A 22,899-nucleotide genomic window follows, 5' to 3' on the forward strand; every position below is an offset into this window, starting at 1 on the left:
GTATAGTTGTTTTTGATATGAGGGTCTTGAAAAAGAACTAAAAATAAGTTTGCTACACATCGCGCAGTTTCACGATATGTAGCATTCGTTTAAAAAAGCATGCTGTGAAGGCTAATTACCTAACAGCGCTGACAGCATTTGGCGTACTTCATTTGGCTCAAAAGGCTTGTCACACAATGCATTTACACCGGTTTGCTGAATGTTGGCCATATGGGCACTGTCTGCCGATTCAGATGTCACCATAATAATAGGGATATGTGTGGTCTCTGGATTAAAGCGAATGAATTCAGACAGTTCTCGACCGTCCATTTCAGGCATATTGTAGTCGGTAACCACTAGGTCGAAAGCTTGGTCTTTTATCAAAGTAAGCGCAGCTGCGCCATTTTCAGCTTCTTGGATTCGCTGTAGTCCCATTCCTTCGAGTACTCGTCTAATATGATTCCGAGCAAGTTTACTGTCATCAACAAGCAGAACGCGAACGTCTTGCACATCAAACAATTCAAGTTCTAACTCATCGTGGTTGATAAGGTCGAGACTCGCATTTAAGGCACGTGATAAATGAAGAGGCTCGAAAGGTTTAGGAAGAATTGCTGCGACACCCGCCTGTTTGAATTCTTCCAATTTACTCAATCGATTTTCACTAGAGACGAGCATAAATGGAATGCTTTTAAATGCGTCATCCTCTTTGATAAATTTTAGAAGTTCCAGCGCAGTTCCATCTTCATAATACATAGCACTAACTATTAAGTCGGCGCCATGGGCTTTAACCGCTGAACGGGCTTCGGAAAGGGTACTGACTGGGTCAATTTCCTTAACGTTTTCTTTCAACAGCAACGTAGTGATAATTTTTCGTTGTGTGTCAGATGGTTCAACCAAAATAATGTGTAAATCAGAAATTGACAGCTTTTCCATTTCAGACTCTTTTTGTTATATGTTTATGAAAAAGTGAGAGCGTACAAGTGGTTTTCAATCACTAACCACCCGCAAGCTTAACTTTGTACCCTTTGTCAGTTAGCAGCGAGCGCAGTTTTTCTCTGTCATCAGTTTGTACTTCAATGACGCCGTCTTTTACTGCTCCGCCGCAACCGCATTTCTTTTTTAATTCTGAGCCAAGTTTCTTTAGTTCGTCAGAAGGAAGGTCTAGCCCCTTAATTAACGACACGCCTTTTCCTTTGCGACCTTTCGTTTCTCTGTGAATACGAACTACGCCGTCTGAAGAAACTGAACGTTGCTCTGATTTTTGCTCAGGCTTTATTTTGCCGCTCTCTGTACTGTAGACCAAAAGAGCGTCTTGCCAATCTTGCATAGATACCTCAATAAAATCCGTAAAACCACCCTTATTATGCTTGTTAAAACTTCATCATACGAAAGTTTAAGCACTTCTTAATGGCGATGTAATAAAGTTCAACTAAGATAAGGATAGCAAAGTTAAAAGCATGTATTGAAGCATTTCTGCTGACATTTTAAGGAAAGCATATGGAAATAACGTCAAGCTACCAGAATCAAGGGAAAGTATTGGTAATCGATGTAGGAACAAAATTTGACTTCAGTAAAGTTGAAGATTTTAGAAACGCATACAGCGAACTAAATGACGGTGCAACTCATATCGCTGTAGACTTGTCTCGTACCGAGTATATGGATAGCTCAGCACTAGGCATGCTATTGAATATGCAGAAAACATTGGCAGACAAAGAACTCTCCTACAGTATTGAGAACGCCAGACCTCAGGTGGCAAAAATTCTCAAAATATCCCGGTTCGATAAAAAGTTCGAAATTAAGTAGCCTGAATAGGACTTTTTCTGTTGAAAATCCTCATTGTTGATGACGAGGCTATCAACCGTACTCTTTTGACCAACATGCTGTATAACGCCGGCTATACAGAATGTGTTGAAGCAGTGGATGGTAAAGAGGCGATTGAAACATTTATTGAAGAGCAGCCAGATTTGGTTTTGCTCGATGTTGTTATGCCTGGATTGTCTGGTTTTGATGTTGCTCCAAAAATCCGTAAACTTGCAAAAGGGCCTTATCTTCCTATTTTGTTTATCACTGCCCTAGAGGACAAAGACAGTCTAGTGCGCTGTTTAGAAGTAGGGGGTAACGATTTTGCTACAAAACCTTTTGACCGTCATATCTTAATTGCAAAAATCCGGGCGCACTTAAAAATACGTGTGTTAAGTGAGCACGTAGAACAACAGAACAAGAGCCTGCGGCTTTTTAATCAAAGGGTGGCACGGGAACACGCCATTGTTGAGCATATTTTCAGTCATGCCATAGTTAACCACCCGGAAGTGCAGGCGCATTTCGATTGCTTTCTTCAACCTGCCGAAACCTTTAACGGCGATTTATTCTTATGCGAAGCAAGCCCTAGTGGGGGCATTTATTTCATTGTGGGGGACTTTACTGGACACGGTCTTGCTTCGGCTATTGGTGCGTTACCCGTTACTCGTGTGTTTCAAGAGCTAAGTCAACAGGGCGTATCAATATCTGAGATTGTTAGTGAACTAAATCAAATCCTCATTAAGTTTTTGCCTGGTGATATGTTTATGGCAGCTGTTGTTGGTGAGATTAATGCGGGAGGAAATCGCATAACTTTATGGCAAGGGGGCATGCCTGCGGTCATTGTTCCTGCTGCATCGAATGCGGGGCTGCGTAAATTCATCTCTCGTCATATGGCTTTGGGTATTTTGCAAGAACATGAGCTAAATACGGATACTGACACGATTCATTTGGGCCATAATGAACAATTAATTGTATGCAGCGACGGGCTGATAGAGATTGCCAATGACGATGGTGATATGTTGCTGGAGGATGGGTTAGTCGACATAATAAAAGAGCAAATGACAAAGAGTAGTGCTATTGATGCTAAGTCTTTGTTTAAAAGGGCGAAAGAGTGCTGTGAAACTTCGGCATTCTACGATGATGTGACCGTAGTTATATTTACTTCAAAACCGATTGAAATGGCCTTGCATAGCCAAGCAGCAAAAGCATTTCCATCGGTGCATGAAATTGTTCTCGATGCACTCCACCTGAAGGAACCCGATGTTCTTCAACGCGTTCTTCAGTTAGTAGGGCAGTGTGAGGGTATACAAAATATCCGTTCTATCTTATATACCGTGTTGTCAGAGCTTTTTAACAACGCACTTGAGCACGGTCTCTTGAAACTCGAGTCCAGGCTAAAACAAGACAGCATGGGCTTCCAGCAATATTATGAGATGCGAGAAGCGTCATTAGAACAATTAAACCATGGCCGAATCATCATAAGAGTAGAATCGTTGCCTGAACAAAATGAAGTGTTACTCTCGGTTGAAGATAGCGGGCAAGGATTTAAGTGGGACAATAAAACCCATTTAGCTGGGGCTCGCTCATCTAATGATGAGTGTTACGGTCGCGGTATACCCCTTGTTAATACACTATGTGAGCGAGTGTGGTTTGATAAGAACGGAAGTAAAGTCACCTGTCTGTTAAACACCCGAAGTTAGCCATTAGCCAGTCAGTATGTTTTAGCTTTATTACCCATAGTTATCCAATTATTACGACAGCTAATCGAAATCTCCTTCCTCTCAGTAAGAATTATCTGAATACTCAGTTTCCTTAGTTGAAAACTGTATTACTATAACGTTAGACCCGAGGACGTATGCTGAAATCTTTTCTAAAACTCTTTGAAGAGTCCCACAAAAAAGCGGAACCTGCTTATTCTATAGAACTCGCCACCGCTGCACTGCTTAGCGAACTGGTTAACGCAGATAATCAGGTGACCGAAACTGAAAAAGAAGAATATGAAAAGCAGCTTAAACATCTGGTTAATGTCGAAGATGAGACAATGGTACTTTTATTAAAACGAGGGCAGCAAACGGCGGATGATGCAGTCGACCTCGTTCACTTTACTCAAGTTCTTAATAAACATTACTCCGCAGAGGAAAAAGTGAGCGTCATTAAAAGTCTTTGGGTTATAGCATACGCAGATAAGTCGCTAGCGCCACTGGAAGAAAGTACAATTAGACAAATCGCAGATTTGTTGTATGTTCCTCACAGCCAGTTCATTAAAACGAAACTTGAAGTCGTTGAAGCTACCAAATAATCAACATTGGCTCCAATTAAATGAGTACCTTTAAAAATCCATTTTTAATTTTGTAGTCCGTGACATACTATTGCAGTCAAAATAATAAAAAAGTGGCTGTGCTAAGGGAATCGTCAACCTTGCATGTATCGCTTGAATCAAGGTAGTAAGCAAGGACACACTTGTGTTTAAAACATTGAAAGTCCCCATTGGATTTGCCGTTGCCTTATCTTCGGCTGTCTTAATCATATCTATCGCTATTATTAATAGATTAGATAATAGCGAGTATGTAATAGAGGTAGTGAAAAACAACACCGCCGATTTAAGTAATTCCCTTGCGCTACAGCTATCTGTGATGATGGAAAGAAACCCTGGTAACGTCACTTTACTTTCTGCGCTTTTTCAGCCAGTAAAAGAACACGAGTACCTTTTAACAGCGACTCTTTACGACAATAATTATAACGTTATTTCTACCGTTCAGCCCGAGAGGTTGCTTGAAATAAGCAACGCTCTAGTACCTAAGTCGCCAAACAGTATTCCCTTTGGCATAACGCATTACGAAGATGTTATCGTCGCCCACCAAATTGTTGGTAGCAGCCTTTACCCTATGGGGCACATTGTTATTTATATCGACGCTAGCCGCGTTCAAACAATGAATAGCGCTCGACAGTTCCTTGAGCAGTTACCTGTGTTTCTCGCATTGTGGCTATTGTGTACTGGCGTATGTATCTTTGTTTTGTACAGGTTAATTTCGCCTCTAGCCTCTCTAGGTCGGTTCACACAAGATGTATTTGAAACCAAAGATTACGCGCTTAGAAGCTCGCTAGATTCATCCAATGAAATTGGCAGAATTGCCACCAATATTAATAGCCTACTAGATGCTATTGAAGTTGAATTACTGGTGAATTTTGAACAAAGGCAAACCTTGGTCGATCAGCAAGAGACAATGTCTCGGCTTGCAAATTTTGATAGTTTGACAGGGTTACCTAATAGGCAGTTTGTTCTTGATAATCTTAGGCTGGAATTAGCCAGAGCAAAGAGAAACGACGAAGATTTATTACTGCTGTTTTTCGACCTTGATGGCTTTAAAGGAATAAATGATTCACTAGGACATGAGACCGGCGACCTTATTTTGATAGAAGTTGCAGATAGGGTGCAATGCTTACTCAGAGACGGTGACTTGTTTGCTCGTTTAGGGGGCGATGAGTTTCTAGTACTCCCAGATAGAGATGCGACAGCAGATCAAGCAAAGAGTTTAGCTACGCGATTAATCACATCCTTCGACGAGCCCTTTGAGCTCAGAGGACTTTCGCTTACTGTGGGCTTGAGTGTAGGTGTGGCTACAGCTTCAGATGCCGGTTATGATTTAAGCGAACTTATGAGCAACGCTGATCTTGCCATGTATCGTTCAAAAGCAAAGGGAAGGGGGAGCTACACGCTATTCACGCCAGATATGGTGGAATCTCACAAGCGTAAACTGCACCTAGCTAATGGTATAGAACAAGGCATAACGAACGATGAGTTTGTCGTTTATTACCAAGTTAAAGTAAACAACAACGGCGATGTAATTGGCGCTGAAGCATTGATTCGTTGGCAGCACCCTGAGTTTGGCCTTGTAATGCCTAATGAGTTTATCCCAATCGCGGAACAAGGCGGAAAGATTACTGGCATAACACGATGGGTCATCAATCGTGTGTGTATGGATATGCCCGATCTTAAACGCTGGGCTACAGGCGCTTTCAGGGCTTCTATTAATTTATCCGGCCATGATTTGAGAAGTAATCAACTGTTTGATCATATCTACAATACCTTTATGCTTTATGACGTAAACCCAGAGAATATCGAATTTGAAGTTACCGAAAGTGCGTACCTTGAAAACTTTTCGCTCTCCAATAAGTTTTTCAGACGCATAAGCAATATGGGATGTGCGATTGCGCTTGATGACTTTGGTACGGGCTATTCCTCTTTGAGTTATCTTACTCAAATTAATATTGATACCCTTAAAGTCGACAGACAGTTTGTAACGGAAATCCAATCTTCAGAGCGCAGTCGACTGGTGACAGGTGCTATCATTGACTTAGCAAAACGCCTATCACTTTCTGTTTGTGCGGAAGGGATAGAAAATCTTGAACAATGGCGCTATCTGATTGAGCACGGTTGTGACAATGTTCAGGGGTTCATGTTCAGCAAACCTATTCCTATCAATGAGCTCATCGCTTCCCCTTGCCAATACAAGGCTGAGCAATTCTATTGAAGCTAGCAATAAGATGTCGGATTGATGCCGACATATGTTCACGCTCAGTGTTTCTTTATTGCAACACCTGGCTTTTGATTACAGACTAGAATCTAATGTGTATGCTTTTAACCTTCTGTTTTTATTGTTGATTTTTATCTTGGTCTGAAAATCGCATAACCAGTTTGAGTTCATTAAATATAGTGGTTAATTGAAGACTAATGGTAACATCCATATGACTGATTGCTGGTAACCAACGGAGATTAGCGATTGTCGAATTGAGAAGGAATTTAAAAAGCGTTTAGCGGAGGATTCATGATGAAACGTCTCGAAAAAGTTTTCTTAGCACTTTGTGCTGTTGCAGCCGTACAGGCTATTTCAGTAGCCGATGCGCATGCTACACCAGCGCGTTCGCTTATACATAAATTAGACGTAGATAAAGATGGTCTAATTTCACTTAAAGAAGCAGTTAGACATACAGGGCTACTGCGTAACTTTGGACTTATTGACGACAACGAAGACGGCAAGCTTTCTGAAACAGAGATGGCAAAAAGCAAGCTGACGCCAGGAAATGAAAATCTCACCACAAGTGAGTAGATAAAATAATATATTTAAGAGGGTAAGGTTCTGATAAACAAGGTTTCGTTTGGTGAACGCTTGGTACAACTTGGTTCACTAAGGCAGTTGACGCTAGGTAGTTTTGTACTGGCCCTTATTCCTCTTATTGCGCTTCTTTGGCAGAGTCAAAGTGACTTAGCCAAAGTAGGTCAAATGACCACCCTCGAAACGCGCTTTGTGGTTGATGTTGTAAGTGACATGCAGCGCCTAGACAATGCTGTAGTTGATGTGGAGCGCAGCATTAGGCAGTTTGCCGTTTTACGTAATGATAGGGTTGCTCAACTTTCTGACAATGCAATAGACCAGTTTGCTGTTGCGGCAGATAACTTATGCCAAACGCTTACCGTGCCTGCAACTTGTTCTCGCCTATCCGAGCAACTCAATCAACTCGCTGAATATCGCGCCATTGAAGATCAACTTCTGCTCAATGCGTATTTAGCTTCGGTGGGAGATAGTGTTGAACAGTTACGGGACGATGTAGAATCGGCTATTACAGAGCGGGTAAAGGTCCAACAGGACGACCTCAATGCCATGCAGGCAAAACAAGCATGGTCTACTGCAATGCTGGTTAGTGTGTCATTTCTTCTTATCTTGCTGGGAAGCCAGCTGATTGTAAACCCCGTTAATAACCTCAAAAAGATTATCCGGATTATGGCGCGCAGCGATGGTGAGCTTCCTCCGTTGTCTAAGCAGGCACCGAGAGAGCTTATTGATGTCGAGAAGGATTTACATTGGCTTTATGATCGCCTACAGCAGTTAGAACACATCAGAACCGCACTATTAAGGCATGCCGCACACGAACTAAAAACACCCCTAGCAAGCATTAAAGAAGGGTGCAGTTTGTTATCAGAAAACGTGGTAGGCGAATTAAATAACGCTCAACGAGAGGTACTGACATTACTTACTGCAAGTACCCAGCGTCTTAATACTCTGGTTGAGAAACTACTCGACTACAATCTGCTACTACAACAAGCGCAGCCTAAAATTGTTGAAAGTAATGCAAATAAATTAGTTGAAGCCTGTTTAGAGGATTACGCACTTGCCATTCAAGATAGAGAGGTAGACGTGAATATCTCCTCATCTTCAATAAATGTAGACGAGGAATTATTTAGAAGAATACTTGATAACCTAGTGTCCAATGCTGTAGCACATGGAGCAGTTGGACGGCCGATAAATATTAGCCTTTATACTGAAAGTGATAATCTTGTACTGGACGTCGCCAACAGAGGAAAACGCATAGCGCCGGAATCAGTACACACGCTGTTTGAACCTTTTATCCGCGGGACCGAGCCAAGAAACGACAATGTTATCGGAACGGGGTTAGGATTATCAATTGTTGCCGATTGCGCTCGACTAATGCATGGTGATGTAAAAGTGGTAGATGTAGACTATGCCGATGTTTGCTTTAGAGTGACCATTCCGCAACAGGAAAAATAAAATGAGAATAAGTGGTTTAATTGTTGCCTTACTGGTACTGACAGGATGTCAGAGTTTAACCAGAAACAGCAGCAACACGGGTGAGCCAGAAGAAGTGACACCTGTAACAAAAATAGAACGTGGTATCTGTTTGTTTAACGAGCCGCCCCCTGTTTTCGAACACAATTGTGATGCGGCTTATTGGCTTAATACGTGGATTGCTGCAGCCAACCAACCTTGGATGGAGCGTAAGCAGGCTTTAAAAGCATTAGGGGATTCAGCGTTTGATACCATCCATGCTTATATTTTAACACTGCCCACTGACACCCCTTATCAAGATAGGTTGCGCGCACAACTAGCATTAAATGATATCGCGGGCGCATTCACGGTAGAAGCCCAAGAAGTAGTTAATGTTATTGCAGCTTCGCAAAACAACCAGATAATGGAGCTTGAGTCTGCAATGGTTGTGTTGGAACAAGAAAATACATCTCGTGGAGAGAAAGTTAAGGCACTAGAGCAAGAAGCCGTTAATCTGCGTAAAAAATTAGAAGAACTGTTGCAAATAGAAGCAACATTGATGGACAAAAACAGGAGTACACAACAGTGAGCGAGAAGGCGAGTAGTAACCCTAACTTATTGTTGGTTGATGATGATAAAAGCTTATTGCGCTTATTAACCATTCGTCTGGAAGGCGAAGGTTATGAGGTGACCGCAGTGGAAGACGGTCAATCGGCGTTAAGAAAGCTTCAAAACGACAATTATGACGTTGTTTTAAGTGACCTGCGCATGCCGGGTCTAGATGGCTTAAGCTTGTTCGAAGAAATAATGGGGATCAGAAAAGACATTCCTGTAATTTTAATGACGGCCCACGGAACCATTGCTGATGCAGTAGCGGCCACGCAGCGCGGGGTATTTGGTTTCTTACCGAAACCAGTGGATCACGATGAGCTGCGTACGCTCTTGCAAAAAGCGTTAAGTCAATCTCAGGCTGCACAGCCGGGGGATTGGGCGAAAGACATCATTACTCGCTCACCGGAAATGCTAAACGTACTAGACCAAGCGTTTCGTATTGCGCAGAGAGAAGTATCGGTACTTATTAGCGGCGCAAGCGGAACCGGTAAAGAGTTGCTCGCTAATGCAATTCATAAGGCCAGTAACCGTAGCGACAAGCCATTTATAGCGATTAACTGCGGAGCATTGCCAGAAAACTTACTTGAGTCGGAGCTATTTGGGCATGCTAAAGGTGCGTTTACCGGTGCTGTAGCTGCTCACCCAGGTCTGTTTAGAGAAGCCGACGGCGGTACCTTGTTCTTGGATGAGATTGGCGATATGCCGATGACGCTACAGGTAAAACTGTTGCGTGCATTACAAGAGCGCCAAATTCGTCCAGTAGGTAGCAGCAAGCACGTAGACATCGATGTGCGTATCATTTCTGCAACGCATAAAGACTTGCACAAAGAAATGGAAGAAGGCACCTTCCGCGAAGATTTATATTACCGTCTAAACGTGGTGAACCTAAAACTTCCGTCGCTGAAATCGCGAAGTGAAGATATTCCACTTTTGGCTCGCTCGCTGCTGCAGCAAAGTGCGCAGCGTCATGGCGTGAATGTAAGCCAATTTTCTGATGACGCTATGCAACAGCTAGTAACCTCATCTTGGCCAGGTAACGTACGTCAGCTTGTGAATGTGGTCGAGCAGTGTGTTGCGTTAACGCAAACGCCTGTGATTCCGCTCCACCTAGTAGAACAGGCCTTGTCTGCTACTAAACAAAGCTGGCCAACGCTTACAGAGGCTAGAGACGCGTTTGAACAGCAATACTTGCATAAGCTGCTTAAAATGACCGACGGCAACGTAACGCGGGCGGCGGAGCTTGCTGGTAGAAATAGAACTGACATGCACAAGCTTATGAAAAAGCACGAGCTAGACGCAGCTGATTTCAGATAGACATAGTCGAGCTTAGAGAGTTTTTAAACGCATCACTTTTTAGTGATGCGTTTTTGTTTTGCGATACAAAAAGCGTAGGGCTGAAGTTATGCTGGAAGGTGCTCTGAAAAAATAATGGCTTCAACTGTGCGGGCGTGGTTTTTTAAGCTTTCTATCTCAGGTACCGTAAAGTTACGTGGTTCATCAAACAGAAGGCATAACGTTCCCAACTCGTATCCGTCTTTATTGCGCAAAATGACACCTGCATACGCTCTAATAAAAGGGTTTCCAGTGACTAGCGGGTTATTAGCAAATAGCTTATCGGCTTTTGCGTCGGGAACAATTAAGTACTCTTCTTCGGCTATCGCGTAGGTGCAAAACGAGATATTACGCGGTGTTTCGGTAGCATCCATACACTGGCGAGACTTAAACCATTGGCGATCTTCTGCAACAAGGCTTACCAAGCAAGTTTTTGCACTAAATTCTTCTTGTACAGTTTTGGTAAGTTCGTCAAGTTGTTCGCTTGGGGAAGTATCTAATATATCTAGCGATTCAAGCGCAGCAATACGCGCTTTCTCATATTCATGGTTCATTGCGGTTATTTCACGGTAAATAATGGTGTAGTACCAAAGTAGATAAGAGCAGTAGTTTACCGTTGAATTAGAAAAACGCTATCTATTAAAAAAATATTAATCGGCCAATGCCATTGGCTTGTCATTAAAACAGTGCATTCTGTTCGGGCTGGCTTTTAATAGACAGGTTATTTAGCACAAGTGATGGGTTATCGTTGTTATACAAATCGATAAACTGCTGCGCTAGCCAGGGAGCATCTTTGTTGTCGGGGCGGTGACAAAAAAAGTACACGTCTTTTCCTTCACTTTGCCAAATCTTCACTTTTTTCACCCAAGGTAACAAACAGCGGTCGTTGTCGTCATCCACATCGTTCCCGACAAAACGCACAATGGGAGTATGGCCAGTAGCGATAACGTTCACGGGAACTCGCGGCTTTTTCTCTCGCACTTCCTCTAGTATTGCTCGTCTATTTGCTCCCCCTGCATCTAAAGAGCCAGTGAAAAGCGCTCGGGTGTCCATAATGATTCTATTCGCACTGTGGCGGATCAAAAGTTGGTTAAGCGCCTTTTCCTCATCCCCCTTTGCAAAAAATGCCAAGTGGCGCACTTCAACCGCTACGTTTAATTCTTGGGGTAACCTCGCTAAAAAAGTATCCAGAACGGGCAGCTTTTCTGGCCCGAAAGAAGCAGGCAGTTGCAGCATCATTACTCCTAGTTTTTCTTTTAGCGGGCTTAATAAAGCAAGCTGCTGGGCAACCTCTTCATCACAATGCTGTAATTGATGTACATGCGTAATGTTTTGGTGAAACTTGAAAGTAAACCTGAAGTGGTCGGGTACTGAATCGCACCATCTCGCTACAGCGTCTTGGTGGGGAAGAGAGTAAAATGTGGTATTCCCTTCAACCGTATTACACTCCTTGGCATACAGCGACAATCCATTATCAGACTTGGGATAATTAGCGAACCAGGTGCTTGGCCAATGGCTGTGTTGCCACATTGGCAATCCAATATAGAGATTTCCTTGTGATATGGCTGATTTGTGCATATTTGTCATTGGGCTTTATCAAGCATTTGTTTATACTATGCGGCCTTTAAATCATTACATTATGCATGCTGTGGGCGGGCCAGCTAATTGGCCAGCAAGTTTACGCGATTTTTGGCAAAGTCTTAAGCCCAAAAATGAGCGGTTTTGAACGCCAATTCACTGCATGCGAAGCAAGAGAAAAACATCAGGGGTCAAGGACCATGCGCACAGATTACTGTGGGAATATCGATTCATCATACATTGGACAAGAAGTTACCCTTTGCGGGTGGGTTAATAAGCGTCGCGATTTAGGCGGTGTAATTTTCATCGACTTACGCGACCGCGAAGGTATCGTACAAGTGGTGTTCGACCCAGATTTACCAGACGTGTTATCTGTAGCTAACACGTTGCGTAGTGAATTCTGTGTAAAGCTAACGGGTAAAGTACGCGCGCGCCCTGAAGGTCAAGTAAACAAAGACATGCGCACTGGCGAGATTGAGATCCTAGGCACAGGCCTTGAAGTGATCAACAAATCTGACGTGCTTCCACTAGACTGGAACCAAGAAAACTCAGAAGAACAGCGCCTTCGTTATCGTTATCTAGACCTTCGCCGTCCTGTAATGAGCAAGCGTTTACAGTTCCGTGCAAAAGTAACCGGTGCTGTACGTCGTTTCCTAGAAGAAGAAGGTTTCCTTGATATTGAAACACCTATTCTTACTAAGGCAACGCCAGAAGGTGCACGTGACTACCTAGTGCCAAGCCGCACGCACAAAGGTGAGTTCTTTGCACTTCCGCAATCGCCACAGCTTTTCAAACAGCTTCTGATGATGTCGGGTATGGACCGTTACTATCAAATTGTTAAGTGCTTCCGCGACGAAGACTTACGTGCCGACCGTCAGCCAGAATTTACCCAAATCGATATTGAGACCACGTTCTTAGATGCCGATGGCGTAATGTCTATTACCGAGCGCATGATCCGCGACTTGTTCAACAAAATGCTAAACGTTGACCTTGGCGACTTCCCGCGCATGACGTACAAAGAAGCCATGACGCGCTTTGGTAGCGACAAGCCAGACCTGCGTAACCCGTTAGAGTTAACCGACGTTGCAGACTTGCTTGCTAACGTTGACTTTAAAGTATTCAGCGGCCCAGCCAACGACCCTAAAGGTCGCGTTGCGGCTATTCGCGTACCAGGTGGCGCGTCGCTTTCGCGCAAGCAAATTGACGACTACACCAAATTTGTAGGTATTTACGGCGCGAAAGGCCTAGCATGGGTTAAAGTTAACGATGCCGGTGCTGGTCTTGAAGGCCTGCAGTCGCCAATTCTTAAATTCCTAACGGAAGACATCACTAACGCCATGCTAGAGCGCACTGGCGCACAAAGTGGCGATATTTTATTGTTCGGTGCAGACAGCTACACTGTGGTTACCGAAGCGATGGGCGCACTTCGTCTTAAGCTTGGTGAAGACTTTGAGCTTCTTGAAGGCGAGTGGAAACCACTTTGGGTTGTTGACTTCCCAATGTTTGAAGAATTTGACGGTCAGCTACATGCTATTCACCACCCGTTTACCGCACCACGTGGTTTAACGCCAGAAGAACTTAAAGCTAACCCAGCTGAAGCCTTATCTGACGCTTACGATATGGTATTGAACGGTGTTGAATTAGGCGGTGGTTCTGTACGTATTCACAATGAAGACATGCAGTCTACGGTATTCAACATTCTTGGCATTGACGATGAAGAAGCGAAGAACAAGTTTGGCTTCTTGCTTGACGCGCTGCGCTTTGGTGCGCCGCCGCATGCAGGTCTTGCGTTTGGTCTGGACCGTCTGGTAATGCTTATGACTGGCGCGACGTCTATTCGTGACGTGATGGCATTCCCTAAAACCACCACAGCGGCATGTCCGTTAACATCGGCGCCTAGCCCTGCAAACCCACAGCAGCTTGAAGAGCTCGCTATTGCAACGGTGAAAAAGCAATCGTAATTTATGGCGTATAAGAAGCCTGAATCTGCACTGGTAGTGTTGTACGACCAACACTACCGAGTGCTGCTTTTGCAACGACAAGACGACCCCACCTTTTGGCAGTCGGTAACCGGCGCGTTAGAAGAGGGGGAGTTACCCTTAGAAACGGCATATCGTGAAGTGTGTGAAGAAATTGGCATCGATGCCAAAGCACACGGTTTTGTGGTTAACGACCACGATAAGCAAAACCGATATGAAATTCGTAGCCGTTGGCTACACCGTTATCCCCCAGGTACTGTGCACAATACAGAGCACGTATTTTCCCTTCAAATAAACAGCGATTTGCCCATTGTCTTAACAGAGCACTTGCAGTACGAATGGGTGTCGAAAGACGAAGCACTGGCGCGTTTATGGTCTCCCTCTAATAAAGAAGCGGTATCTTTGTTTGTACCGAGTGTGCCTTAATGGTTATACTGGGTATAGATCCAGGTTCTCGGATCACAGGCTACGGTTTAATTGCACGCAAGCAAGGTAAACTGGTGTATGTAGCAAGCGGATGCATTCGCGTTGGAACGGCAGATTTGCCTTCTCGCCTTGCAAATATTTTTACCGGTGTTGGCGATATTATTCGTCAATATAAACCCGACCAGTTTGCTATTGAGCAAGTATTTATGGCGAAAAACCCTGATTCAGCGCTGAAGCTTGGTCAGGCTAGAGGTGCCGCGATTGTTGCAGCCACCCAAGCGCAACTTCCTGTTGCTGAATACAGCGCAAGGCAAATTAAGCAGTCGGTAGTTGGAAAAGGTGGCGCAGATAAAACGCAAGTTCAGCACATGGTAAAACACCTGCTTAGCTTAAGCGGCACGCCACAGGCCGATGCTGCCGATGCATTAGCCGTTGCCTTGTGTCATGCACACACCGAACAGAGCCTGATAAACATGGCAGGGCAAGCCCGAAAAACCGTTCGTGGTCGTTTGCGCTAACACTGCTCGAAGCTCACGCTTTTACAGAGATAATTCATGATTGGACGAATTCGCGGTACGTTGGCTGAGAAACAGCCTCCAGAAATTCTTGTAGATGTAGCCGGCGTTGGCTACGAAATTCACATGCCTATGACCAGTTTCTACCAGCTTCCCGCGGTGGGTGAAGAAGTGGTGGTGTACACACACTTTGTGGTTCGTGAAGACGCCCAGTTACTGTTTGGTTTTGCTGATAAAATGGAAAGAGGGCTTTTTAGAGAATTGATCAAAGCCAATGGTGTAGGCCCGAAGTTAGGCCTTGCTATTTTATCTGGAATGTCGGCAAGCCAGTTCTTGGCGAGCGTACAAAATGAAGACGTTTCTGCGCTCGTCAGCTTACCGGGTATAGGTAAGAAAACCGCAGAGCGTTTAGTGGTAGAGCTTAAAGACCGCTTAGCAAAATTTGGTAAGGCGCAGAGTATTGCTGTACCGCCCCCAAGTGGCGACTTGTTATCCACCAACACTATTGTTGCTGTAAACGACGCTCGGGAAGAAGCGCAAAGCGCGCTTATTGCACTAGGCTATAAACCTGCTCAAGCGAGCAAGTTAGTCGACAGCGTATATAAAGAGGGCATGGAAAGCGAAGCCCTTATTCGCGAATCATTAAAAGCGGCCATATAATGGCGCTCAACGAAGACAGCGGTTATTAGTCTGCCTGTCTTCACGTCACCGTTTAAAGTAGAACTATCATGATTGAAGCCGACAGACTGATTACGCCTGAAGCAAGCACCGAAGACGAGGTCATCGACCGCGCCATTCGCCCTAAAATGCTGGAAGATTATACGGGGCAGCCTCACGTATGTGAGCAAATGGAAATTTTTATTCAAGCTGCGCGTAATCGCGACGATGCGCTAGACCATCTACTTATTTTTGGTCCGCCAGGACTGGGTAAAACCACGCTTGCCAATATTGTCGCAAATGAAATGGGCGTGAACATTAAAACCACGTCAGGCCCTGTGCTTGAGAAAGCTGGCGACTTGGCTGCACTGCTTACCAATCTTGAGCGCAATGATGTTTTGTTCATAGACGAAATACATCGCTTAAGTCCAGTGGTAGAAGAAATTCTTTATCCTGCCATGGAAGACTACCAGCTTGATATTATGATAGGCGAGGGGCCTGCCGCCCGTTCAATTAAGCTAGACCTTCCTCCTTTTACGCTGGTAGGTGCTACCACCCGCGCAGGCTCGCTAACGTCGCCATTACGCGACCGTTTCGGTATTGTTCAACGCCTTGAGTTTTACAACGTAAAAGACCTTACCAGTATTGTGGCAAGAAGTGCGAGCTATCTGAATTTAGACATGAACGATGAAGGTGCGCAAGAAGTTGCACGTCGCTCGCGTGGCACGCCGCGTATTGCTAATCGTTTGTTACGCCGTGTTCGAGACTACGCAGAAATTAAAGCAGACGGCACGGTGGGAGCCGATACGGCAGCGAAGGCACTGGATATGCTTGACGTTGATAAAGAAGGTTTCGATTACATGGACCGCAAATTGCTTACAGCTATTATCGAAAAGTTTGATGGTGGGCCAGTAGGCTTAGACAATTTGGCTGCGGCCATTGGTGAAGAGAAAGAAACCATAGAAGACGTGATTGAACCCTTCCTTATTCAACAGGGCTTTTTACAGCGCACGCCTCGAGGCCGTATTGTGTCTCAGCGAGCCTATCTTCACTTTGGCTTCGCTCCGTCTGAATAATTTACCGTCCCTTTGTAAGAAGGTTCAGATTCGTTTTAAAGGCCTAGCAGGATTGCTGGGCTTTTTTTGGCAACACAGAAAATACAGAAGCCGTTTCAAACGCTACAAGAAAATGCTCGTAAGGGGGAAGCCGTCAGTTCAGAGCATTGAAAGTGGATAGCGAATTATTGCGTAGTGCAAGTTAAGCATGAGCCGCCAATATTTTGTTTTGTAAAGATGCTAAATTACAGGCAAAAAAAAGCCCGCTCATTGAGCGGGCTAAAACAACAAGTGTTGAAGGAAATAAATCCAGGGAACTCATGTCTAACAGGAGAATAACTCTTGCATGACCGTGCTAAGCACCATCACGCTCTGTACGACTGATGCTGTGCATTATAGGGAGAGCAGAAAAAACTACAATTGAGTAAAATTGTTGTTTTGGATTAGAAAAATTAATGTGTTAACTGGGTGTTTAATATTGGTTTACTTTTGATTAAATGTTAGCTTTGGTGGGGCTTGTGGAGTGTTTTTGTTCTGCATTTTGTCGCGCTAATTAGTTATTTTAACTCCGCTTTGGATTATTAAATTTTTAGGTGAAGGAATAGTTATGCATTTACATCAGGTAAGAGTGTATTACGAAGATACCGACGCAGGCGGTATCGTCTATTATGCGAATTACCTAAAGTTTATGGAACGAGCCCGTACAGAGTGGCTTCGCGAGCTAGGTTTTGAACAAGACACGCTAATGGAACAATCCATCGCTTTCGTCGTCAAACACGTTGAAATGCATAACTATGCGCCTGCACGGTTCAATCAACTGTTGAGTATTGAAACTCGCGTTGTAGAATTAAAAGGCGCTAGTATGACGTTTCAACAAAATATTAAAAATGAACAAGGCGTTACCTTAGTATCTGGAAATATTAAGGTTGCCTGCGTCGATTTGGCTGTAATGAAGCCAAAAAGATTACCACGTACTTTGTTAGGGGAAATTTCGCGTGTCATCTGATCTCACTTTTATTGGCTTGTTCTTACAAGCAAGCTTTATTGTTCAACTTGTTATGCTTCTACTATTAAGCGTTTCAGTCGCGTCTTGGACATTTATATTTCAACGAAGTAAAGCTCTGTCGGCTGCGCGTAACGAAATGCGTCAGTTTGAAGACAAGTTTTGGTCGGGTGCTGACCTGAATCGTCTTTATCAAGAACTTTCCGCCAGAACTAACCTAACAGGCATGGGCAGCATCTTTTGCTCAGGCTTTAAAGAGTTTGTTCGCCTACGCAAATCTAACACTGCCACCAACGGCATTGTTGACGGTACATATCGTGCCATGCGTGTTTCTATGTCTCGCCAAGTCGAAGAATTAGAAAGTCGTTTACCCTTTTTAGCCACGGCGGGCTCAATTAGTCCTTACATCGGTCTATTCGGCACTGTGTGGGGGATCATGAATGCCTTCATCGCACTAGGTGAAGTGCAGCAAGCTACCCTTGCAATGGTTGCACCTGGTATTGCAGAAGCGCTTATTGCAACCGCTATTGGTCTATTCGCAGCTATCCCAGCTGTAATCGCATACAACCGTTTCAGCCACCAAGTTGAGAAGCTAGAAAATAGCTACGGCAACTTTATGGAAGAGTTCTCTGCAATTCTTCACCGCCAAGCCGTTGCTGCGCAAGCACAACAACAAGCCTAAGCGTTTACATTCCAAACGGAGGACTTGTTATGTATGTAAGAAAACGCCGCAGGCCCGTATCAGAGATAAACGTAGTGCCTTACATCGACGTGATGTTGGTATTGCTTATTATCTTTATGGTAACGGCGCCGCTTATTTCTCAAGGGGTAAAGGTAGATTTGCCTAAAGCCAGTGCCAACCCGATAGAGCAGGAAGATACACCACCTATTATTGCGTCAGTGGATGTTAAAGGTCGCTACTTCCTTAATGTAGGAGAAGACCAAGAATCGCCAATTAGCGAAGATGAGCTTGGCGCTATTGTAAAAGCACAATTGACCAAAGAGCCCAACACGCCCGTAGTGGTTAAAGGCGATGGACAAGTAGCGTATAACGAAGTGATACAGCTAATGGTGTTATTACAGCAAGCGGGTGTGCCTTCAGTGGGGTTAATGACGGATCCGGTTGAGTAATATAGATATGTCGAAACCTGAAGTGTCGAAAAGCACGTCAACCGCTATCCACTCAAACAACGCGAGTAACGGTGTAAGTGGTGATAAAAAGAACGGCAAAAGTGCCAAGCAAGCCAGTGGGATAAGCCCAGAACAAATCGGGCTTTACAAATCTATAGGTTTGCATCTTTTTATTGCTGCACTGTTGCTAATTAGCGTCAGTTTTTCTCCTGAACCTCTGCCGAGTATGCCGTCAAATGCGCCTGTAATAGAAGCAACCTTTATTGATGCGCAAGCGATTGCGGATCAAAAAAGGGAGCAGGCACAAGCTGAAGCTCAAGCAAGAGCCGAAGAGCAAGAAAAGCAAAGAAAAGCAGAAGCCGCGGCAGAGAAAAAGCGCCAGCAGCTAGCAGCAAAGCGTGCGAAAGAAAAGCGTGAAGCAGAAGCGGCTGAAGCGAAACGTCAGAAAGACTTGGAGCGCTTAGCAGCGCAGAAGGAACAAGAGCGTAAGGAGCGCGAAGCAAAAGCGAAAGCTGAGGCTGAGCGAAAGAAAAAAGAAGCAGCTGAACGCGCTGAAATGGAAAGGATCATGCAAGAGCAGTTAGCGCAAGAGCGAGCTGCACAGCAAGAACGTAGGCGAAAACAGGTACTTACTGAAGTCGAGCGCTACACCGCGCTTATTCAGCAAACCATTAAACGCAACTTGTATTCAGACGACAGCTATCAAGGTAAAACCTGTCGATTGAATATTCGGTTAGCAACGACAGGGTTTGTGACGAGTATTCGCGTACTCGGCGGCAATGACGCGCTGTGTAGAGCGGCTGAAAGCGCGGTTCGCAGGGCTGAAAAGTTACCGGTATCTGAAGCGCCAGACGTTTACGAGCAGTTAAAAGACATTACTTTAAAAGTGGAATTATAGTGGTATGAAAAAACTAGGTTTATGGATAGCGCTTATTACGATGGCCTTTAGTGTCAAAGTATTTGCATCCTTAGAAATTGTGATAACCGAGGGCGTAGATAGTGCACGTCCAATCGGGGTTGTGCCATTTAAATGGAAAGGTCAGGGCAGTATGCCTGGCGATATTTCTAAAGTGGTGATGGCCGACTTAATGCGTAGTGGTAAGTTTAATCCGGTATCTGTCGATAAAATGCCACAGTACCCAGAAACCGCTGAGCAAGTGTCATACACAGCATGGGCGACACTTGGAGTCGATACTGTATTAGTGGGAAGTATTGAGCCACAAGGAGGCGACCGTTACCTTGTATCCTATGAGTTGATTGATGTACTTAAAGGGCAAGTTGACAATGGGCAAGCTAAAGTACTCAAAGACGGCAATTTGGTATCGAGTAATGATCACGTACTAGCTGCCCGTCAGGCAGTGATCAACGGCCGAGATTTTCGCCAGTATGCGCATCGAATTAGCGACATTGTCTATGAAAAATTAACCGGTGTTCGCGGTGCATTTTTAACGAAAATTGCTTATGTCATTGTTCGCGACCGCGACACCGTGGATAAGCCTTATCAATTAGTGATTGCAGATTATGATGGCGAGAACGAAACCCGTCTGCTGTCGTCTCCTGAGCCACTTATGTCGCCAGTATGGTCACCTGACGGTGAGAAGCTAGCCTATGTAAGCTTTGAAAACCGTAGACCGCAAATATTCATTCAAGATATTTACACCAGTGAACGTACACGTATTACTGATTTTCCAGGAATAAACAGTAGTCCTACGTTTTCACCAGATGGCAAGCAACTTGCTATGGTTTTGTCGAAAGATGGAAACCCTGAACTCTATGTGATGGACTTAGCGACAAAAAATCTTCGCCGAGTTACACGCAATAGAGCGATTGATACGGAGCCTGCATGGCTACCCGATGGCAGCGGTTTAATATTTAGCTCGGAACGGGGTGGTAAACCCCAGATATATAGCGTAAATTTAAATTCTGGGAAAGTAAGGCGCGTTACCTTTGTAGGTGAACAGAACCTTGGCGGTACGCTAACCCCTGACGGCAAGCAAATGATCATGGTTAACCAAACTAATGGGAACTATCACATTGCGAAGCAGTCTTTGGATGGTGGATCACCTCAAGTACTGACACGGACGTACTTAGATGAATCACCAAGCGTAGCGCCGAACGGAAGCATGATTATATACAGCACCCTTCACGAGGGGACCCAAGTGTTGTCACTGGTTTCTTTAGATGGGCGTTTTAAAGCTAGGTTACCAGCAGCCAATGGGCAAGTTAAATCGCCAAGTTGGTCACCATTTTTGTTCTAACAATTTAACGACTAAACAATAAAATTTAAGGATTAGTAGGATGCAAATGAATAAAGTGATGAAGAGCTTCATTATCGCATTGCCAGTAGTGACAATGATGGCATGTTCTTCAGGCCCTAGCGAAGAAGAATTGGCAGCAGAGCGTAACCGTCTTGCTCAAGAACAAGCGGCTGCGGAAGCGGAAGCACGTGAAGCAGAAGCACAGCGCGTTAAAGCAGAAGCTGCACAGCGTATGAAGCGTCAGGAAGAAATGGTTCAGCAAGAAATGGAAGCGCTGAAGAACGAACAAACCGTTTACTTTGACTTTGACCGCTCAAGCATTAAGCCAGAGTTTCAGCGTATTCTAGACAAGCACGCGGCGTTCTTGGTGAAAAACCCAAGCACTAAAGTGACTATTGAAGGTCACACTGACAGCCGTGGTACGCCAGAGTACAACATTGCGCTAGGCGAACGTCGTGCACAGTCTGTTGAAACTTACCTACTTAATGCTGGCGTAAGCAGCAGCCAAGTAACAGTAGTTTCATACGGCGAAGAAAAACCAGCAGTGATGGGTTCTACTGAGTATGCATTTGCTCAAAACCGTCGCGGAGTGGTTGTTTACCGCTAATGACTATTCTTACGAATAAGACATTAAAAATGGGCGTCACTTTATGTGCCGCCCTTGCTGTTTCTACCGCATTTGCGCAAGCGCCTGTGGTAGACGCCAATGGCGGCAGTGAATTAGAGCAGCGTATTGTAGTGCTTGAGCGTATTGTTAAGAGTCGAACTGAAATGCAGCACAGGTTGCAAACGCAGTTAGATAACATGCAAATGGAGGTCGACCAGCTGCGTGGTGCGGTTGAGGTTAATACCAATGAACTGCAAAAAGTACTTGAGCGTCAGCGTGAGCTTTACCTTGAAATAGATAAACGCGTAGAAGCACTTAAGCAAAGTGGCTCGCTACAAGGTAGTGCCATGCCTAGTGCCGGTGTTGATTCGGGCTCTGTAAGCTCTCCAACAGCACCTACACCAACGCAAGCACCGCAAGCAGGTGAAGATGAAGCCTACGAGAATGCGGTGAATTTGATCCTTAAGTCTCGTGAGTACGATAAAGCGATTCCTGCGTTTCAATCGTTCATTTCACGCTTTCCCAACAGTGGTTATGCGCCAAATGCGCACTATTGGTTAGGGCAACTGTTGTTTAATAAGCAGCAGTGGAGCGAAGCAAGTGAGCAATTTAATATTGTAGCTAATCGCTTTACCGATTCTGCTAAGCGTCCTGACGCCTTATTAAAACTAGGTGTCATTGCTGAGCGAACGGGAGACAGTTCAACAGCTCGCCAGCTATTTCAACAAGTTGTAAATGAATATCCAGATTCTTCAGCAAAGCGCCTCGCTGAATCTCGGTTAAATAACTTGTAATGAACAAAGCCTCTTTTAAAGAGGCTTTTTTATGAGTTAGAGAAAAGTTTTTTTCAAAAAATTCCATTTAGAGTGCATAAAACTTCTGCACTAAATTTCACTGTATTTCGTAGAAACCTGACTAAACTCATTTAGTACTGGTATAAATACCCAGCGATTTGTTTTCATTTTGACCGTTTAGTCGTAATTTGACAGAAAAATGAAAATAAAAGGACGTTATGGGTTGCGTCGAATAAAAATCTGAGTATTATATGCCGCCGTTGCCAAGACACAGGTAACAACAGGAAAGAAAGGGTCGTTAGCTCAGTTGGTAGAGCAGTTGACTTTTAATCAATTGGTCGCTGGTTCGAATCCAGCACGACCCACCACTTTCTCTCCTAGCATCAAATGATGGGTCGTTAGCTCAGTTGGTAGAGCAGTTGACTTTTAATCAATTGGTCGCTGGTTCGAATCCAGCACGACCCACCATCATTTGAATTGCTTCCTTATCTTTGTGTCACTTGATGGGTCGTTAGCTCAGTTGGTAGAGCAGTTGACTTTTAATCAATTGGTCGCTGGTTCGAATCCAGCACGACCCACCATCAAGTCTTCTTAATGTTCAAACAACGCT

General features: G+C 44.4%; 24 protein-coding genes and 3 tRNA genes. 23 read left to right on the plus strand and 4 right to left on the minus strand.

Annotation, left to right across the window (positions count from 1 at the left end):
• Positions 1–111: 111 nt before the first annotated feature.
• Together ACXAER_RS19425 and yciH are read right to left on the minus strand one after the other, a co-directional pair.
• Positions 112–912 (minus strand): response regulator, encoded by an 801-nt coding sequence (locus ACXAER_RS19425; protein WP_474832167.1) that lies wholly within the window; start codon positions 910–912, stop codon positions 112–114.
• Between the two features lie 61 nt (positions 913–973).
• Positions 974–1,306, minus strand: a complete 333-nt coding sequence (gene yciH / locus ACXAER_RS19430; RefSeq protein ID WP_474832170.1) for a stress response translation initiation inhibitor YciH — start codon at positions 1,304–1,306, stop codon at positions 974–976.
• A gap of 170 nt (positions 1,307–1,476) precedes the next feature.
• Here yciH and ACXAER_RS19435 point away from each other — a divergent pair, with 170 nt between their 5' ends.
• From ACXAER_RS19435 to ACXAER_RS19470, 8 genes are all read left to right on the plus strand, one after another.
• Positions 1,477–1,782 (plus strand): STAS domain-containing protein, encoded by a 306-nt coding sequence (locus ACXAER_RS19435; RefSeq protein ID WP_474832172.1) that lies wholly within the window; start codon positions 1,477–1,479, stop codon positions 1,780–1,782.
• 20 nt (positions 1,783–1,802) lie between these two features.
• Positions 1,803–3,479 carry a SpoIIE family protein phosphatase gene (locus ACXAER_RS19440; RefSeq protein ID WP_474832175.1) on the plus strand — a complete coding sequence of 559 codons (1,677 nt, stop codon included), beginning with the start codon at positions 1,803–1,805 and terminating at the stop codon, positions 3,477–3,479.
• A gap of 155 nt (positions 3,480–3,634) precedes the next feature.
• A complete protein-coding gene (locus ACXAER_RS19445; protein WP_474832179.1) occupies positions 3,635–4,078 on the plus strand; it encodes a tellurite resistance TerB family protein in 444 nt (147 codons plus the stop codon).
• Between the two features lie 163 nt (positions 4,079–4,241).
• Positions 4,242–6,311, plus strand: coding sequence for a putative bifunctional diguanylate cyclase/phosphodiesterase (locus ACXAER_RS19450; protein WP_474832181.1), 2,070 nt, complete (start codon positions 4,242–4,244; stop codon positions 6,309–6,311).
• A gap of 294 nt (positions 6,312–6,605) precedes the next feature.
• The gene (locus tag ACXAER_RS19455) at positions 6,606–6,887 is read left to right on the plus strand and encodes an EF-hand domain-containing protein (protein ID WP_474832184.1); all 282 of its coding nucleotides are present in this window, start codon (positions 6,606–6,608) and stop codon (positions 6,885–6,887) included.
• Between the two features lie 60 nt (positions 6,888–6,947).
• A complete protein-coding gene (locus ACXAER_RS19460; protein WP_474832187.1) occupies positions 6,948–8,345 on the plus strand; it encodes a sensor histidine kinase in 1,398 nt (465 codons plus the stop codon).
• 1 nt (position 8,346) lies between these two features.
• Positions 8,347–8,931: a hypothetical protein gene (locus ACXAER_RS19465; protein WP_474832189.1), complete on the plus strand. Its 585-nt coding sequence runs from the start codon at positions 8,347–8,349 to the stop codon at positions 8,929–8,931.
• The gene (locus tag ACXAER_RS19470) at positions 8,928–10,268 is read left to right on the plus strand and encodes a sigma 54-interacting transcriptional regulator (protein ID WP_474832192.1); all 1,341 of its coding nucleotides are present in this window, start codon (positions 8,928–8,930) and stop codon (positions 10,266–10,268) included. Before ACXAER_RS19465 ends, ACXAER_RS19470 begins: the two co-directional genes overlap by 4 nt.
• Before the next feature lie 86 nt (positions 10,269–10,354).
• Here the strand turns inward: ACXAER_RS19470 and ACXAER_RS19475 are convergent, their stop codons facing one another.
• Both ACXAER_RS19475 and ACXAER_RS19480 read right to left on the minus strand, forming a co-directional pair.
• Positions 10,355–10,840, minus strand: a complete 486-nt coding sequence (locus tag ACXAER_RS19475; RefSeq protein ID WP_474832196.1) for a GAF domain-containing protein — start codon at positions 10,838–10,840, stop codon at positions 10,355–10,357.
• A 124-nt stretch (positions 10,841–10,964) separates the two neighbouring features.
• Positions 10,965–11,816 carry a DUF72 domain-containing protein gene (locus tag ACXAER_RS19480; RefSeq protein WP_474832198.1) on the minus strand — a complete coding sequence of 284 codons (852 nt, stop codon included), beginning with the start codon at positions 11,814–11,816 and terminating at the stop codon, positions 10,965–10,967.
• Positions 11,817–12,064: 248 nt separating this feature from the next.
• On the opposite strand from ACXAER_RS19480, the gene aspS reads away from it, so the two are divergent.
• The 15 genes from aspS to ACXAER_RS19555 all read left to right on the plus strand — a co-directional run bounded on the left by aspS (position 12,065) and on the right by ACXAER_RS19555 (position 22,870).
• Positions 12,065–13,825, plus strand: a complete 1,761-nt coding sequence (gene aspS / locus ACXAER_RS19485; RefSeq protein WP_474832201.1) for an aspartate--tRNA ligase — start codon at positions 12,065–12,067, stop codon at positions 13,823–13,825.
• Between the two features lie 3 nt (positions 13,826–13,828).
• On the plus strand, positions 13,829–14,269 hold the full coding sequence (nudB, locus tag ACXAER_RS19490) for a dihydroneopterin triphosphate diphosphatase (RefSeq protein WP_474832204.1): 441 nt from the start codon (positions 13,829–13,831) through the stop codon (positions 14,267–14,269).
• Positions 14,269–14,787, plus strand: a complete 519-nt coding sequence (ruvC, locus tag ACXAER_RS19495) for a crossover junction endodeoxyribonuclease RuvC (RefSeq protein WP_061485246.1) — start codon at positions 14,269–14,271, stop codon at positions 14,785–14,787. The genes nudB and ruvC overlap by 1 nt, the downstream gene beginning before the upstream one ends.
• A gap of 36 nt (positions 14,788–14,823) precedes the next feature.
• Positions 14,824–15,444: a Holliday junction branch migration protein RuvA gene (gene ruvA / locus ACXAER_RS19500; protein WP_014948863.1), complete on the plus strand. Its 621-nt coding sequence runs from the start codon at positions 14,824–14,826 to the stop codon at positions 15,442–15,444.
• Between the two features lie 68 nt (positions 15,445–15,512).
• Entirely contained in the window at positions 15,513–16,517 is a 1,005-nt protein-coding gene (gene ruvB / locus ACXAER_RS19505) for a Holliday junction branch migration DNA helicase RuvB (protein ID WP_014976035.1), read from the plus strand.
• A 586-nt stretch (positions 16,518–17,103) separates the two neighbouring features.
• A complete protein-coding gene (gene ybgC, locus ACXAER_RS19510) occupies positions 17,104–17,502 on the plus strand; it encodes a tol-pal system-associated acyl-CoA thioesterase (RefSeq protein ID WP_024015995.1) in 399 nt (132 codons plus the stop codon).
• The gene (gene tolQ, locus ACXAER_RS19515; RefSeq protein ID WP_025254600.1) at positions 17,492–18,181 is read left to right on the plus strand and encodes a protein TolQ; all 690 of its coding nucleotides are present in this window, start codon (positions 17,492–17,494) and stop codon (positions 18,179–18,181) included. Before ybgC ends, tolQ begins: the two co-directional genes overlap by 11 nt.
• Before the next feature lie 29 nt (positions 18,182–18,210).
• Complete coding sequence (gene tolR, locus ACXAER_RS19520) at positions 18,211–18,630, plus strand: protein TolR (protein WP_061485248.1); 420 nt, start codon at positions 18,211–18,213, stop codon at positions 18,628–18,630.
• A 7-nt stretch (positions 18,631–18,637) separates the two neighbouring features.
• Positions 18,638–19,528, plus strand: a complete 891-nt coding sequence (tolA, locus tag ACXAER_RS19525) for a cell envelope integrity protein TolA (RefSeq protein WP_474832212.1) — start codon at positions 18,638–18,640, stop codon at positions 19,526–19,528.
• Positions 19,529–19,532: 4 nt separating this feature from the next.
• Complete coding sequence (tolB, locus tag ACXAER_RS19530) at positions 19,533–20,888, plus strand: Tol-Pal system beta propeller repeat protein TolB (protein ID WP_168463684.1); 1,356 nt, start codon at positions 19,533–19,535, stop codon at positions 20,886–20,888.
• A 40-nt stretch (positions 20,889–20,928) separates the two neighbouring features.
• A complete protein-coding gene (pal, locus tag ACXAER_RS19535) occupies positions 20,929–21,495 on the plus strand; it encodes a peptidoglycan-associated lipoprotein Pal (protein ID WP_014948870.1) in 567 nt (188 codons plus the stop codon).
• Positions 21,495–22,289, plus strand: a complete 795-nt coding sequence (gene ybgF / locus ACXAER_RS19540) for a tol-pal system protein YbgF (protein WP_474832218.1) — start codon at positions 21,495–21,497, stop codon at positions 22,287–22,289. The genes pal and ybgF overlap by 1 nt, the downstream gene beginning before the upstream one ends.
• Positions 22,290–22,581: 292 nt before the next feature.
• Positions 22,582–22,657, plus strand: a tRNA-Lys gene (locus ACXAER_RS19545).
• Between the two features lie 24 nt (positions 22,658–22,681).
• A tRNA-Lys gene (locus ACXAER_RS19550) sits at positions 22,682–22,757 on the plus strand.
• 37 nt (positions 22,758–22,794) lie between these two features.
• Positions 22,795–22,870, plus strand: a tRNA-Lys gene (locus tag ACXAER_RS19555).
• Positions 22,871–22,899 lie beyond the last annotated feature (29 nt).

It is taken from the genome of Alteromonas sp. AWJ4_199, assembly GCF_056159165.1.